Source organism: Sphingomonas sp. (assembly GCF_025362505.1).
In the GTDB taxonomy this organism is placed as follows: Bacteria; Pseudomonadota; Alphaproteobacteria; order Sphingomonadales; family Sphingomonadaceae; genus Sphingomicrobium.
Map to the genome: position 1 here is coordinate 1 of NZ_JANYGG010000030.1, position 14699 is coordinate 14699.

12 protein-coding genes and 1 pseudogene are annotated in these 14699 nt (G+C 64.8%); 5 read left to right on the forward strand and 8 right to left on the reverse strand.

The window, feature by feature from the left end:
- Together Q0R27_RS02355 and Q0R27_RS02360 are read right to left on the reverse strand one after the other, a co-directional pair.
- Positions 1-625: alanine--tRNA ligase-related protein (locus Q0R27_RS02355; protein ID WP_293940558.1), on the reverse strand; the 625-nt coding region annotated here is incomplete at its 3' end.
- 46 nt (positions 626-671) lie between these two features.
- Positions 672-1061 (reverse strand): MAPEG family protein, encoded by a 390-nt coding sequence (locus tag Q0R27_RS02360; RefSeq protein ID WP_293940560.1) that lies wholly within the window; start codon positions 1059-1061, stop codon positions 672-674.
- A gap of 78 nt (positions 1062-1139) precedes the next feature.
- Here Q0R27_RS02360 and Q0R27_RS02365 point away from each other — a divergent pair, with 78 nt between their 5' ends.
- Positions 1140-2744: a hypothetical protein gene (locus tag Q0R27_RS02365; RefSeq protein ID WP_293940562.1), complete on the forward strand. Its 1605-nt coding sequence runs from the start codon at positions 1140-1142 to the stop codon at positions 2742-2744.
- Here Q0R27_RS02365 and Q0R27_RS02370 read toward each other — a convergent pair.
- Positions 2737-3069, reverse strand: coding sequence for a glutathione binding-like protein (locus Q0R27_RS02370; protein ID WP_293940564.1), 333 nt, complete (start codon positions 3067-3069; stop codon positions 2737-2739). The genes Q0R27_RS02365 and Q0R27_RS02370 overlap by 8 nt on opposite strands.
- 160 nt (positions 3070-3229) lie before the next feature.
- Between Q0R27_RS02370 and mtgA the strand changes: the two are divergent.
- Together mtgA and Q0R27_RS02380 are read left to right on the forward strand one after the other, a co-directional pair.
- Positions 3230-3955, forward strand: a pseudogene (gene mtgA / locus Q0R27_RS02375) (monofunctional biosynthetic peptidoglycan transglycosylase); the annotation flags it as partial.
- 278 nt (positions 3956-4233) lie between these two features.
- Positions 4234-4899 (forward strand): hemerythrin domain-containing protein, encoded by a 666-nt coding sequence (locus tag Q0R27_RS02380; RefSeq protein WP_293940566.1) that lies wholly within the window; start codon positions 4234-4236, stop codon positions 4897-4899.
- 33 nt (positions 4900-4932) lie between these two features.
- Here Q0R27_RS02380 and dnaE read toward each other — a convergent pair whose 3' ends face one another.
- The 5 genes from dnaE to proS form a co-directional block, all read right to left on the reverse strand.
- The gene (dnaE, locus tag Q0R27_RS02385) at positions 4933-8385 is read right to left on the reverse strand and encodes a DNA polymerase III subunit alpha (protein WP_293940568.1); all 3453 of its coding nucleotides are present in this window, start codon (positions 8383-8385) and stop codon (positions 4933-4935) included.
- Positions 8386-8459: 74 nt separating this feature from the next.
- Positions 8460-9389: a hypothetical protein gene (locus Q0R27_RS02390; protein WP_293940569.1), complete on the reverse strand. Its 930-nt coding sequence runs from the start codon at positions 9387-9389 to the stop codon at positions 8460-8462.
- 97 nt (positions 9390-9486) lie between these two features.
- On the reverse strand, positions 9487-10161 hold the full coding sequence (locus Q0R27_RS02395) for an ABC transporter ATP-binding protein (RefSeq protein WP_293940571.1): 675 nt from the start codon (positions 10159-10161) through the stop codon (positions 9487-9489).
- Positions 10154-11404: a lipoprotein-releasing ABC transporter permease subunit gene (locus Q0R27_RS02400; RefSeq protein WP_293940573.1), complete on the reverse strand. Its 1251-nt coding sequence runs from the start codon at positions 11402-11404 to the stop codon at positions 10154-10156. The genes Q0R27_RS02395 and Q0R27_RS02400 overlap by 8 nt, the downstream gene beginning before the upstream one ends.
- Positions 11404-12723: a proline--tRNA ligase gene (gene proS / locus Q0R27_RS02405; RefSeq protein WP_293940575.1), complete on the reverse strand. Its 1320-nt coding sequence runs from the start codon at positions 12721-12723 to the stop codon at positions 11404-11406. The genes Q0R27_RS02400 and proS overlap by 1 nt, the downstream gene beginning before the upstream one ends.
- Before the next feature lie 377 nt (positions 12724-13100).
- Between proS and Q0R27_RS02410 the strand changes: the two genes are divergently transcribed.
- Positions 13101-14015, forward strand: a complete 915-nt coding sequence (locus Q0R27_RS02410) for an alpha-L-glutamate ligase (RefSeq protein ID WP_293940576.1) — start codon at positions 13101-13103, stop codon at positions 14013-14015.
- Positions 14012-14699, forward strand: a 688-nt coding sequence (locus Q0R27_RS02415) for an LLM class flavin-dependent oxidoreductase (RefSeq protein ID WP_293940577.1), incomplete at its 3' end; no start/stop codon positions are given. The genes Q0R27_RS02410 and Q0R27_RS02415, both read left to right, overlap by 4 nt.

The following is a 14699-nucleotide window of genomic DNA, read 5'->3' on the forward strand; positions in this document are numbered from 1 at the left end:
CGATCTTGAAGACGAGATTCCAGATCTCGACGAAGCGGTCACCGTCTTCGTCGGGGCTGCCCGGGGGGCCGCCGGGGATATGGTCGCCATGATCGTAGAAGATTTCCGAGCAGGGCCCTGACGGGCCATCGTCGCCCATCGCCCAGAAATTATCCTTGGTCGCGATGCGGATGATGCGGTCGTCGGGGAGGCCGGCGATGCGCTTCCACAGCGAAGCGGCCTCGTCGTCGGTGTGGTAGACGGTGATCGTCAGGCGGTTCGGGTCGAGGCCCCATTCTTTCGTGAGCAGGGTCCAAGCATGGTGGATCGCCTGCTCCTTGAAATAGTCGCCGAACGAGAAATTGCCGAGCATTTCAAAGAAGGTGTGGTGGCGCGCGGTGTAGCCGACATTGTCGAGGTCATTGTGCTTGCCCCCGGCGCGCACGCATTTCTGGCTGCTGGTCGCGGTGACATAGGGACGAGTTTCGAGCCCGGTGAAGACGTTCTTGAACGGCACCATCCCGGCGTTGACGAACATCAAGGTCGGGTCGTTGTGCGGAACGAGCGGCGCCGAGGCGACACGGGCGTGACCCGCCTTTTCGAAATAGTCGAGGAAGCTGCGGCGAATGTCGTTGGTCGAGGTCATGACGGCGATTTACGGGGCTTGGCGCGGTGCGGCAAGGTGGCGCCGATCAGGAGCGGAGCGCCAACGAGCCGACAAGCGCAATCAGCATCCCCACCGACAACCCGGCCGACAGGAGGAAGCCCGGCGCGCGGCTGCCGGCGTTGCGGGCGTAAGTGACGATGTAGAGGATCCGGCCCGCCGACCAGACGAGGCCGTAGATGCCAGCGGTCAGGTCGCCGAACCGCAGCGCGGCGAGCGCGAGCAAGGGGAGGAACAGGATGATCTGCTCGACCGTGTTCTGCTGGGCGCGGAAGACCCGTTCAAACGCGGGGTCGCCCGTGGTGGCAGGGGCCTGCACGCCATATTTGCCGCGCGCGCGGCCAACACTCATGACCGCCCCGACATAGACGACGAGTGCGAGCATGAGGGCGGCGGTAGTAAGCGGATAGGCAGGCATGATGGTCCCCCGAATGATGGGGGTTGCTTAGGGCGTTGCGGGAGAGAATGGTAGCAATCGCTTGCTGGGGGATGTGACATGCGCTTGACGATGCTGATGCTGGCCGGAATGGGCTCTACGGTAGTTGCCCAGACCCCTCCCCCCGCTCCCCCTGCCCCACATTCCGAAATGGCGGGGATGTCGCATGGCGGCGCTGCGGGGATGTCGCATGGCGATACGGCGGTTTCGAAGACCGCGATGATCATGCCGGGCTATGGTGCGGGCGGGTTCCCGGTCACGACCAAGGTGCCGCGCGCGCAGGCGTTCTTCGATAATGGCATGCAGCTGGCGCATGCCTTTGCGCACAAGGCGGCGATCAAGGCGATGGACGAGGCGGTACGGCTCGACCCGGCTTGCGCGATGTGCCTGTGGGGACTGGCGTGGGCGTCAGGACCGACGATCAACTATGGCAAGAGCGAGGACGAGCTGGCCGCGCTCGCGGCGATGACCGAGCGGGCGGCGGCGCTGGCGGCGAAGGACGCGACTTCGCGCGAGCGCGCGATGATCGACGCGCTGCAGCTGCGCTATGCCGGGGACGACAAGGAACTGGGTGCGCTCAACTTCGCCAAGGCGATGCATGTTCTGAGCGCGCGCGAGCCAGCCGACAACGAGCTCGCGGTGCTTGCCGCCGACGCGTGGCTGGAGACTGCGGCCAAGAGGAGCGAGGAGGGCAAGCTCAACGCCGAGATCGCGATGACCCTGCTCGAGCCGGTGCTGAAACGCGACCCGAACTACACGCCGGCGATCCATTTCTATATTCATGCGAGCGAATTGGCCGGGGTGCCGGCACTGGCCGAACCTTATGCCGACCGGCTGGCGGGCTTGGCGCCGCGCGCGAGCCACCTCGTCCACATGCCGAGCCATACCTATTATTGGGTCGGACGATATCAGGACGCGGCGGACGCCAACATGAAGGCGGTCGCACTGGGGATCGAGAATGCAAAAGCGCTCGGGCTGGGGCCGCCCGACGGGGTGTGGGGGCTACCCTATCACGCGCACAACGTCACGTTCGGGCTGGGCGGTGCGCTCGAGGCGGGGGATGCCAAGACGGCGCTGTATCTCGGGCGGCCATTGGTCGAGCGATCGCAGGGTCGCGGTGACGCGGGGGCGTACAGCCAGCTGATCGCGGCGAACGGCTATTTCGCGATGGCGCGGTTTGCGCCGGTGGCGGAGGTGCTGGCGCTGAAGCAGCCGAAGCTACCGTTCCTCAAGGGGGCGTGGCATTACGCGCGCGGCGAGGCGTTTGCGCGCAATGGCGACGCGGCGGGGGTGCGGAGCGAGGCAGCGGCGATCCGCGGGGTGCGCGGACCCAAGAGCAAGGACGATGCGACGGCGCAGGCGCAGGACCTGCTGTTCATTGCGCGCGAGGTGCTGGCCGGGCGCGCGGCGATGATGGGCGGCAGGCCGGGCGAAGCCGAAGTGGCCTTTCGTCAGGCGGCCGAGCTTCAGGAAAGCGACGACTTCAGCGCAATGGCGGACCCGCCGGCCTGGTATTATCCGGTGCGGCGCGATCTTGCCGCGGCACTATTGGCGAGCGGGGATCGGGCGGGTGCGCGGACCGAGGCCGAGGCGGCACTCGACTATCGCAAGAAGGATCCGGGGACGCTGGCGCTGCTGGCGAGCCTCGACCCGCCGCTCAGGTGAGCATTGGCGCAAGGTCGGGGTCGGGGTCGGCCTTGGCCATTGCCGTCCGGAACGCCGGGCGGGCGCCGATCCGCTGCAGATAGGCGCGGATATTGGGGAACGGCGCGAGGTCGCGCGGCACGAACATCCGGCCCGTGGTCAGCGGGAACAGCATCATGATGTCGGCGGCGGTGAATTCGTCGCCGGCGAAATAGTCTGACTCGCCAAGCCGCTGTTCGACCTGCGCGTAGGCGCGTGCCCCGCGGGACGCGAGCACCTTGGCAAGATCGGGATCGGCGCCATCGCCGACCATCTTGACGATCAGTTCGGTCGTCATCGTCGGCATGAACGAGCCGTTGGCGAAGTGAAACCAGTAGAGATAGTCGGCGAAATTCGCAGCATCCTTGCCGCGGGGCCTTCGATCGATTGATGTCCGGCCTGCCAGATCGGCGAGGTCTCGCCAATGCCGGACTTGCGCAGCGCAGTGCGGGCGCTAGTCAACGCGCATGGCCAGGCGACCCAAGAGCAGCATTCCGAAATACCGGCGCAAGCGGGCGGGGAAGCGGCGCGGGTTGCTCGGGTGGATCGTGCGGCTGGTGCTGGGGCTGGTGCTGTTCTCGGTGCTGTGGGTGCTCGCTTATCGCTTCGTCAATCCGCCGATCACCGCGACGATGCTGGGCGATGTGTTCGCCGGGCGCGCGGCGGATCGGGAGTGGATGGGGATCGACCGGATCGACCGCGACATGGTGCGCGCGGCGATCGCGGCGGAGGACGGCAAATATTGCGCGCACAACGGGTTCGACTTCAAGGCGATCGAGGATGCGGCCAAGCGCAATGCATCGGGCGGACGGATCCGCGGCGGGTCGACGATCAGCCAGCAGGCGGCGAAGAACGCCTTCCTGTGGCAGGGCGGCGGCTATGTGCGCAAAGGGGCGGAGGCGTGGTTCACTTTCCTGATCGAGCAATTGTGGGGCAAGCGGCGGATCATGGAGGTTTACCTCAATCTCGCCGAGACCGGGATCGGGACCTATGGCGTCAACGCCGGGTCGGAGCGCTATTTCGGGCATGATGCGTCGGCAATGAGCGAGACCGAAGCGGCGCGGATCGCGGCGGTGTTGCCCTTGCCGAAGAAGCGCGGAGCGGTGGCGCCAGTCGGTTTCACGCGGAAATATGGCGGGATCATTGCAAGCCGGATCGGGACGGTCGGGCGCGATGGGCTTGATGCGTGCGTCTATGCGGGAGCGAAGGCGCCGGTGAACAAAACGGCGCCAGTTGCGCGCAAGGTCACTCGGCCGCTGCCCGGGAGCGAGTATGAGACGAAGGCGCCGCCGCCTCCGGCCGCCGATGTCGACCAGCCCGCGCCCGACGTTACGCCGGTCGAAGTGGTGCCTGACGCCACGCCACCGATTGAGACGAACGCCCCTGCGGACACGGTGACAAACGCCGGTTAAGCGGAACGTCCGCCCTCCCCTGTTGGTTTAGCAAGCGAACCAACCAAGGAGTATTTTCGATGGCGACGCGTACCCGGCAGCCGCGTAACAGCGACGGCGAATTTGCTTCCAAATCGAACCGCAAGACATCGGGCAACCGATCGAACGGGGGTCAGAAAAGCGGCGGCCTGTTCGACTTGAACGGGACGACGGCCGGGGCGCTGCTCAGCGCGGCAGTGGCCGGGGCGGCGGTGATCGTTGCCGCGAACCTCGGGCGCAAGCTGATCGTTCAGGGCAGGTCGGGAACGGCCGGCGACTGGGACGAGGTGCTGGCCGCCGAGCACAGGATGTCGCTGGCGATCTTCGACAAGATGCTGGCCACCGACGAGACGCAGAAGATCAAGCGCGGGATGCTGCTGACCAAACTCACCCATGCGCTCGACAAGCATGCCCACGAGGAAGAGATGGTGGTCTATCCGGCGCTGCGCGAGGCGAACGAGAAGGCCGACGCCGACCAGCTCGAACATGAGCATGGCGAGGTGAAGACCTATCTGTTCAAGCTTGGCGAGATGGCGACCGACGCGCCGCTGTGGCTCGAGACGGTGCGCGAGTTCCGCGATTCGCTCGCGCGGCATACGCGGCTGGAAGAGGATGAGGTCTTCCCGCGGTTCAAGGCGGAGATCACACCCGAGCAGAACAAGCATATCACGAGCCTGGTCAACAAAGACGGGTTCCTGATGGCTTGATCTATTCCTCCCCAAGCGGTGCCTGGGGAGGATTTACGCCACGATCGCCAGTTGCGGGGGCGCTTGGACCGATAGTTCAACCGTATCCGGGCCCAGGAGGCGCTCGATTCTTGCCGCGAGGTCGGCGTCGAGGGTGAAGTCGCGGCCGGCGAGGAGCTGGGCTTTGCGATCGCCCGAGAGGGTGACGCGGAAGCGGACGATGCCGGTGCCGCCTTTTGCTTTGGCCAGTTCGTTCGCGATCGCAGGGACCTGGCCCGCTTCCTCGAGACAAATCTCCATCTGAAGACGGGTGCGTTTAGCGAGGCTGTCGAGCGGCTGGAAGCGCTTGATCGCGACGCGCGGGACGTCGTCGCCGGGGCGGCGGTCGAGTTCGACGGTCAGCAGGCCGCACTCGCCCGACTTGGCGGCGGCTTCGAGCGCTGCGCACGGCTCGTCGTCGAACGCGGTGGCGTCGAACTGCCCCGACGGGTCGGACATGGTGACGCGCATATAGCGGCGACCCTTGGCCGAGGTTGCCCATTTCGTGCCTTCGACCATCGCCGCCATCATCGACTGCGAACGGCCTCCCTCGGCCGGGGCGGGCAAGGCGGCGAGGTCGGTGAAGCGGCGGACCTTGTGCGCGGCGAGCAGGTGGCGCTGCGAATCTACCGGGTGAGCGGAGAAATAGAAGCCGAATGCGTCACGCTCGGCGGCCATGCGCGCGGCGAGGGTCCAGTGAGCGTTCGGCAGGCGGATCGGGGCGACGCCGGCGTCGGACGGGCCGCCGAAGAGGCCGCCCTGCCCGCTGGTGCGCGAATCGGCGGCGCTGGCGGCGTGGGCGAGGATCGTTTCGGCGGCGGCGAACACCGCGGCGCGATCGGGGTTGAGGCTGTCGAACGCACCAGCGGCGGCGAGCGATTCCAGCTGGCGGCGATTGAGCTGGCGCGGGTCGATCCGCTCGGCGAAGTCGTCGAGCGACGTGAACGGGCCGTTGGCGCGGCGTTCGGCGACGAGCGCCTCCATCGCCTTCTCGCCGACGCCTTTCAGCGCGCCCAACGCATAGCGGACCTGACCGTTGTGGACGTCGAACGAGGCCTCGCTGGCGTTGATGTCGGGCGGCAGGCAGTCGATCCCCGCCCGGCGCATGTCGTCGACGAACAGCGCGAGCTTGTCGGTCTGCGCGGTGTCGAAGCTCATCGAGGCGGCGAAGAACTCGGGTGCGTGATGCGCTTTGAGCCAAGCGGTGTGATAGGCGACGAGGGCGTAAGCGGCGGCGTGCGACTTGTTGAAGCCATAGCCTGCGAACTTGTCGATGAGGTCGAACAGGGTGTTGGCGTCGGATCGGGAGATGTCGTTGACGGCGGCGCCGGTGCAGAAGCGTTCGCGCTGGGCATCCATCTCGGACTTGATCTTCTTGCCCATCGCGCGGCGCAGGAGGTCGGCTTCGCCGAGGCTGTAGCCGGCGAGGACCTGCGCGGCCTGCATCACCTGCTCCTGGTAGACGAAGATGCCGTAGGTTTCCTTGAGCACGTCGACCAGCATCGGATGCGGATAGGCGAGTTCAGCGCGGCCGTTCTTGCGGTCGCCGAACATCGGAATATTGTCCATCGGGCCGGGGCGATAGAGCGAGACGAGCGCGATGATGTCCCCGAACGCGGTCGGGCGCACGGCGGACAGGGTGCGGCGCATGCCTTCGGATTCGAGCTGGAACACGCCGACCGTGTCGCCGCGCTGGAGCAGTTCGTAGACGGCTTCGTCGTCCCAGGCGAGGGCCGCATAATCGACCGACTGGCCTGACTGGGCGAGGAGGCGCTGGGCTTCCTTGAGCACCGACAGGGTCTTGAGGCCGAGAAAGTCGAACTTCACCAGCCCCGCCGCCTCGACGTATTTCATGTCGAACTGGGTGACCGGCATGTCCGAGCGCGGGTCGCGATAGAGGGGAACGAGCTCGTCCAGTGGCCGGTCGCCAATGACCACTCCGGCGGCGTGGGTCGAGCTGTGGCGGGGCAGGCCCTCGAGCTTCATCGCGAGGTCGAACAGGCGGCGAACCGCCTCATCATTCTTATATTCGGCAGCGAGTTCCGAGACGCCGTTTAGAGCGCGTGGCAGGTCCCACGGTTCGGTCGGATGATTGGGGATCAGTTTCGCCAAGCGGTCGACCTGGCCGTAGCTCATCTGGAGCACGCGGCCGGTGTCCTTGAGGACGGCGCGGGCTTTGAGCCGGCCAAAGGTGATGATCTGGGCGACCCGGTCGCGGCCGTACTTGGCCTGGACGTAACTGATGACCTTGTCGCGGTGGGTTTCGCAGAAATCAATGTCGAAATCGGGCATCGACACGCGCTCGGGGTTGAGGAAGCGTTCGAACAGCAGGTCGAGCGCGAGCGGGTCGAGATCGGTGATCAGCAGCGCCCAGGCGACGATGCTGCCGGCGCCCGAACCGCGGCCGGGGCCGACCGGGATGTCGTTGGCTTTCGCCCACACGATGAAGTCAGCGACGATCAGGAAGTAGCCGGCGAACCCCATGCGGGTGATGACGTCGAGCTCGAATTCGAGACGGTCGCGGTAGGGGCCGGCATCGGCGGGGCCTGCGCCACGCTCGGCAAGGCGGGCGAGGCGATCGGCCAGCCCGGCGCGGGCGTCGGCGCACAGTTGCTCGTCTTCGTTGTCGCCGAGCCTTGGCAGGATCGGTTTGCGCTGGGGCGCACTGATCGCGCAGCGCTGGGCGATGGTGGCGGTGTTGGCGATTGCTTCGGGGAGATCGGCGAACAGCTCGATCATCGCGGCGCTGGGCTTCATCCACGCTTCGGCCGAGCTACGCGGGCGGTCGTTGCTGTCGATCTGGGTCGAGTTGGCGATGCACAGCAGCGCGTCGTGGGCGGCGTGGAAATGGGGTTCGGCGTAACAGCTCGGGTTGGTCGCGACGAGCGGCAGGTTGCGCGCGTAGGCGAGGTCGATCAGCGCGGGTTCGGCGGCCTGTTCGATGGCGTCGCCGCGGCGGCTGAGCTCGATGTAGAGGCGGGCCGGGAAGTGCGCCTCGAGGCGGTCGAGGTAGGATTTGGCCTTCGACCGCTGGCCGTCGGCGAGGTGGCGGGCGACGGCCCCCTCCCCGCCCGCGGTCAGCGCGATCAGGCCATCGGTCATGCCTTCGAGCATCGCGAACGGGACGTGGGGCGGCTCGTGGGCCGGGCGGTCGAGGTGGGCGGCGGAGACGAGTTTGCAGAGATTGGCGTAGCCGGCTTCGTCCTGCGCGAGGAGAACCAGCCAGTCGAGGGTCAGCGCGCCTTCCTCGGGGCGGGCAACGGCCAGCGTTGCACCGATGATCGGCTGGACACCCTCGGCGGTGCAAGCATCGCCGAACGGCATCACGCCATAGAGGCCGTTGCGATCGGTCATCGCAATCGCCGGAAAGCCGAGTTTCGCCGCCTGCTTGGCGATCGCCTTTGGCTCGACTGCCCCTTCGAGCATGGTGAACGACGAAAAAGTACGAAGCGGGACATAAGGGAGCATCGTTCGACTATGCGATGCAGCGCGCTCACTGGAAACCCGCCGCGGGCACTTATCCCCAGATTAGAAGGCGTGTCCTAAAGCTGATGGTCGGGACCATCGGCACGCATTATGTCGTCAATCTCGCGCATTCGCCCACGATAGCCATTGGCGATGCAGCGCGCATCCGGGCAATTGTCGCGGTAGCCATAGAAGCGGTGCGCGGTGGAGCGCAGGATTGTGCGCTCGCGCGGTGTCGCCGCGTCATAGGCGCTGCGGTATTGCGCCGCCATTCGTCGGTCGAGTTGGGCAAGTGCGGGGTCGCGGCAAATCGCAACCTCGCCGCTTGTCCGGGCTCGGGCGCAGGGAAAACTGGGGTTGGCTCCGGAAGCCGCCGCCGCCACAGGCGCTGCAGGTGGCCGAGGGGGGACGGGCGCGGGAATTGATGTCGCAGGCGGCAGAGGGGGAGCAGGACGAACCACCGACGGCGCAGCCGAAACCTCACCGGGACCGTCATAGCTTGGGTTCATCGGATTAAGCTGGGTCGCACTTGCCTGTCGGCCGATCGTCGCCAGCGGTACGGTGATTGCGTCGGCGTTCGTGAACGTCAGGACATCACCGCTACTATCCGCAGCAGGCTGAAGCGTAAAGCCGAGATCGGCGGAAAGGCTGGTGCGACCACCGGCAACCGCCAAGCCTGGAGGAAGGTCTACCGTTGCGCTCGCCGAACATCCGATGCTGCCAAGGCCCTCGTCCCGACTGGTCACGACCGGTCGCTCGATTCGAAGCGCAGCGGCGGTGGCGATGCGGTCGAACAGCGCGGGATCGGCATTTCCCCGAATCTGCGCGGCCCGTCGGAACAGTTCGCGCTTGAGCAACTCATATGTCTGAGTCGAGGCGCAGCGTTTGGCCGGATCGACGCGAGCAGTCGTGGCCGCGCTGTTCTGACCGCTGACCTGCGTGTCGCTCAGCTTGTCATTGTTTCGTTTCGAACAGCCATAAGTCCCTGCCCCGACGAGCAAGAGCACGACCGCGGCGGCCCCAAAGAGGGGGATTTTTCGGTTGGCTTCCGGAGGCGTTTCAGGTGACATGGCCGGTGAACGCGCGGCGCGCCATTTGGTGGCGTCAGCCGAGCACCCCTTCGTGCAGCCGCACCACTCGATCCATCCGCGCGGCCAGCCGCTCATTGTGGGTAGCGATCAGCGCGGCACTGCCTTCATCTCGAACCAGCCGAAGGAATTCGGCGAGGACGGTGTCGGCGGTCTTTTCGTCCAGATTGCCCGTTGGCTCATCGGCCAGGATCAGCGGCGGACGATTGGCCAGCGCCCGCGCAACGGCAACCCGTTGCTGCTCGCCGCCCGACAGTTTCGACGGGCGATGATCGAGCCGGTCGCCAAGTCCCAGCGTCGTCAGCAGCGCGTCGGCTCGTTCCCGCGCGACCTCCGGCAGCGCGCCGTGGATCATCTGCGGCAGGATGACATTCTCGCGGGCATCGAAATCGGGCAGGAGGTGATGGAACTGATAGACGAAGCCCAGCGCATCGCGGCGAAGATCTGTCCGGGCATCGGTGTCTAGTGCCGCCGCCTCGATCCCGTTGATCCGGATCGATCCCTCGAACCCGCCTTCGAGCAGACCTACCGCCTGCAGCAACGTCGACTTGCCCGACCCCGATGGCCCGACCAGCGCCACGATTTCGCCCGGCTGGATCGAGAGGTTGACCCCGTTGAGGACGTGGATGGTAACCTCGCCTTGAGTGAAACTGCGGCGAAGGTCGGTCGTCTCGAGAACCGGCTTACTCATAGCGCAACACCTGGACAGGGTCGGTGCTTGCTGCCTTCCACGCAGGATAGAGCGTCGCAAGGAAGGACAGCAGCAGCGCGGTGACGATGATCGCACCAATCTCGACCGGGTCCGATTTCGACGGCAGGCTGGACAGCACCCGGACCGACGGGTCCCACAAATCCTGGCCAGTCAGATATTGGATGGAATCAACGATCGGCTGTCGGAAGAACAGGAACAGGGCGCCAAGGATCACGCCAAGCATGATCCCTAGCGCCCCGATCGTGGTCCCGACCGTGACAAAGATCTTCATCATCGCGCGACGGCTCGCCCCCATCGTGCGCAGGATCGCAATGTCGCGTGTCTTCGCCCGAACCAGCATGATCAGCGAAGACAGGATGTTAAATACCGCCACCAGAACGATCAGCGACAGGACGACGAACATCGCGATCCGCTCGACCTCCAGTGCGCTGAACAAGGCAGAATTCATCTGTCGCCAATCGATCAAGATGCCGTGGCCGCGGACGATCGGCGCAAGGGGGGCGAGCGTCTCGCTTACCTTGTCGGGGTTGTCGACCTGAACCTCGATCATGCCGATCTGGTTGCCCATCAAAAGGAGCGACTGCGCGTCCTCCATTGGCATGATGATATATTGCTTGTCGTAATCATAGACCCCGACCTCGAACACCGCGCCAACGGTGTAGGTCACGATCCGCGGCACGCTCCCGACCGGCGTGTCACGGCCCTCCGGCGAGATCAGGCTAATCTCGGATCCGACATAGGCGCCAAGCGACTGGGCAAGCCCACTGCCGATCGCGATCTTGTTGCTGCCCGGCGCAATGTCGACCAGCTGCCCCGATTTCACATGCGAACTGATGATCGGGTTATTCTGGAGGTCTGAGGGACGCATACCGCGCACCAGCACTCCTTCGACGCGGCCGTTGGCGCTTGCCATCAGCGGTTGTTCGATCAATGGCAGCGCGGAAACCACCCCTGGCGTAGCGCGGGCGCTAGCGGCGATCCGCTGCCATTCGCTCAGTCGCCCCTCATAGCCGTTAACAATGGCGTGGCCATTCAGACCGACGATCTTGTCGAACAGTTCGGCGCGAAAGCCATTCATTACCGACATCACGATGATCAGCGCTGCAACTCCAAGCGCCACCGCAGCCAGGCTGATTGCGGCGACCAGGAAGATGAACCCTTCGCCCTTGCCCGGGAGCAAGTAGCGGCGCGCGATCATCTTTTCGTAGCGATTGAGGATCATCAGGAGAGGCGCGCCACTGCGGCGTCGATCGGGATCTCGAATTTCTCGCCGGTGCGACGATCCTTGAGTTCGACCATTCCTGCGGCGACCCCGCGTGGCCCGACCACGAGCTGCCACGGCAGGCCCATCAGGTCCTTGCCGCCAAGCTTGACACCACCGCGCTCGTCGCGGTCGTCGTAGAGCGTCTCGACACCGGCAGCGGTCAGCTGGCGATAGAGATCATCGGCAACCGCGACCGAAGCCTCGTCGTCGCCCCGCATGGTCACCAGTCCGACCTTGAACGGAGCGACAGCTTCGGGCCACACGATGCCCTTCTCGTCATGGCTCGCCTCGATAATCGCGCCGACGAGCCGACTGACGCCAATGCCATAGCTGCCCATCATCGGCGTGACGTTGTTGCCGTCCTTTCCCGACACCTTGAGTCCCATGGCGGCCGAATATTTGTCGCCGAAATAGAAGATGTGTCCGACCTCGATGCCGCGCCCAGTGCGCTGGCGTTCGCTCGGCACTTCAGACCATTTTGCCTCGTCATGGGTCTCGTCGGTCGCGGCATAGGTTGAGCTGACCTGGTCGAACAAGCCATGGAGACCCGCCTCGTCCGAATAGTCGATGTCGGTCTTGCTCCAGTCGATCTCCTCAAAGCGCGAATCGTAGAACACCTCGCTTTCGCCCGTGGGAGCGAGGACGATGAACTCGTGGCTGAGGTCGCCACCGATCGGCCCGGACGCTGCCTTCATCGGCACCGCGCGGATGCCGAGCCGCTGGAAGGTCCGCAGATAGGCGAGCAGCTGGGTGTAATAGGACAGCCGCGCCCCGGCCTCGTCGAGATCGAACGAATAAGCGTCCTTCATCAGAAATTCGCGGCCCCGCATCACGCCGAAGCGCGGGCGCACCTCGTCGCGGAATTTCCACTGCACATGATAAAGCGTGCGCGGCAGGTCGCGATAGGATTTCACGTCGTCGCGAAATAGCGCGGTGATCATTTCCTCGTTGGTCGGGCCATAAAGCATATCGCGCTCGTGACGGTCCTTGATGCGCAGCATTTCGGGGCCATAGGCGTCGTATCGACCTGACTGGCGCCATAACTCGGCTGACTGGAGCGTCGGCATCAACAGCTCGCACGCGCCGGCCTTGTCCTGCTCCTCGCGAACAATGTCGGCAATTTTGTTGAGCACGCGCAGGCCGAGCGGAAGCCAGGCATAGATGCCCGCGGCTGTCTGGCGAACGAGCCCGGCCTGAAGCATCAGCTTGTGGCTGACGATCTGGGCGTCGCTCGGGCTTTCTTTGAGGACGGGGAGAAAGGAGCGGGACAGGCGCAAGGCAATGCTTTCGGAGGACGGGCAATATGCGGGTCGCCGTCCTCTAGGTGGCGAGGGAGGCGAACGCAATCTGGCGAAGCGATGTTGCACGGAGGCAACAGAGTGTTCGCAAAGAGTCGAAGGCCGGTACTTTGGCGGTGACATGCGCCGTGATTGGCCTAGCGTCTAAGCTTCCGATCGAAGCTTAGCTGAGGTTCGGGGAGTTTGGGTCAGCAACGACTGGCCCGTTTCCAAAGGGGGCTGACGAGCAATCGTCACGCAGGAAGCCCGGGACGCGAACACGCGGCCCGGGCTTTTGCTTTTGCGAAATTTCTTTTGTTGCCCAGCCTCGCCACTTTCGATTGCGCACCGCAACCTTGACTGTCTAGGCCAGCGCAATGGCGTCACTTGCAATCCTCTATGAACATCCGCTGTGGTTCCAACCGCTGTTCCATGCGCTCGATCGGCGCAGTGTCGACTATGTCCCCATATCCCTCACCGATCATTGCTTCGACTTTACCAGTCCGCCCCCTGCCCCGCTAATTTTCAACCGCGTCGCCCAATCGGGTTTCCTGCGCGAGCCCGAGCATCCGATCTTCTATACGGCCGCCCTGCTTGACCAGTGGCGGCGAATGGGAGCCGTCGTGCTGAATGGGCCCGAGGCGCTGGCGCTCGACTCCTCGAAGGCGCGACAACTTTCGCTAATTGCGGCGCTTGGCCATGCGATCCCGCAGACGCGAGTCGTTCATCGGGCACGCGACCTGGTTGCTGCGGCGCAAGTGATGGACTTCCCGCTGTTGGTGAAGGCAAACATCGGGGGCTCGGGGGCGGGCATCGTGCGCTATTCATCGACGGATGAAATGATCCGGTCGATTGATGATGACAGTATCCCAACCTCGATCGACAAGGTGTTGCTCTTGCAGGACTATGTGCCGCCTCGGGGGGGCGTCATCACGCGCATCGAGACGATGGGCGGTCGGTTTCTCTACGCGATCGAGGTCGAAAGCAGCGGCGACAATTTCGACCTTTGTCCTGCAGACGCCTGCGTTTCGGCGCCCGGCCGCAAGGCAATCGCCATGACCAGCGTCACTCCCGCGCCCGACGTCATCGCCGCTGCCGAGCAGATCGCGCAGGCCGTCGGCCTCGACATCGGCGGGGTCGAGATGGTTGTGGACGACCGTGACGGTATTTCCCGATTTTATGACGTAAACGCACTGTCGAACTTCGTCGCCAAGCCGCTCGAAGTACTCGGCTGGGATCCGCACGAGCGGCTGGTGGACTGGATAATGGCACGCATTGAGGAATCCGCATGAGGTTCGGTTATTGGATGCCCGTGTTCGGCGGCTGGCTTCGCAACGTGAGCGACGAGCCCGAGGCCAGCTGGGACTATGCCAGGCGCCTGACTCAGCGCAGCGAAGAAACCGGCTGGGATCTATCCCTGATCGCCGAGCTCAACCTCAACGACATCAAGGGGGTTGAGGCCCCGGCCCTCGACGCCTGGTCGACTGCAGCCGCGCTGGCGGCAGTCACGTCGACAATCGAGCTGATGGTCGCGGTGCGTCCCAATTTCCACCAGCCGGCGTTGTTCGCCAAGGCCGCTGCCAACATCGACCGCATCGCCGGAGGGCGATTGTCGCTCAACGTGGTGTCGTCATGGTGGGCCGATGAGGCGCGCCAATATGGGCTGATATTCGACGAACATGACGACCGCTATGCGCGGACCGCCGAATGGCTCGAGGTCGTCAACATGTTGTGGTCGAAGGAGCGCTCGTCGTTCGCCGGGCACTATTACAGCCTCGACAATGCCGTGTGCTCGCCCAAGCCCGTCAAGCGTCCGACGATTTATGCCGGGGGTGAAAGCGACACCGCCAAGACGATGATCGCACGGCAGTGCGACGCTTATGTCATGCACGGTGACCCTGTCGAAGCGATCGCGGACAAGATCGCCGACTTGGCAGCGCGCCGCGAGCACCTCGGGCGAACCCCGATGATTTTTG

What these genes read in the sequence shown, in the direction of transcription:
- Q0R27_RS02400 (WP_293940573.1), bottom strand. Translation starts at nt 11,404, where the DNA reads ATGATCCTCAATCGCTACGAAAAGATGATCGCGCGCCGCTACTTGCTC.
- Q0R27_RS02395 (WP_293940571.1), bottom strand. Translation starts at nt 10,161, where the DNA reads ATGAGTAAGCCGGTTCTCGAGACGACCGACCTTCGCCGCAGTTTCACT.
- Q0R27_RS02410 (WP_293940576.1), top strand. Translation starts at nt 13,101, where the DNA reads ATGGCGTCACTTGCAATCCTCTATGAACATCCGCTGTGGTTCCAACCG.
- Q0R27_RS02370 (WP_293940564.1), bottom strand. Translation starts at nt 3,069, where the DNA reads ATGCCGACGATGACGACCGAACTGATCGTCAAGATGGTCGGCGATGGC.
- Q0R27_RS02365 (WP_293940562.1), top strand. Translation starts at nt 1,140, where the DNA reads ATGCGCTTGACGATGCTGATGCTGGCCGGAATGGGCTCTACGGTAGTT.
- Q0R27_RS02380 (WP_293940566.1), top strand. Translation starts at nt 4,234, where the DNA reads ATGGCGACGCGTACCCGGCAGCCGCGTAACAGCGACGGCGAATTTGCT.
- dnaE (WP_293940568.1), bottom strand. Translation starts at nt 8,385, where the DNA reads ATGCTCCCTTATGTCCCGCTTCGTACTTTTTCGTCGTTCACCATGCTC.
- Q0R27_RS02360 (WP_293940560.1), bottom strand. Translation starts at nt 1,061, where the DNA reads ATGCCTGCCTATCCGCTTACTACCGCCGCCCTCATGCTCGCACTCGTC.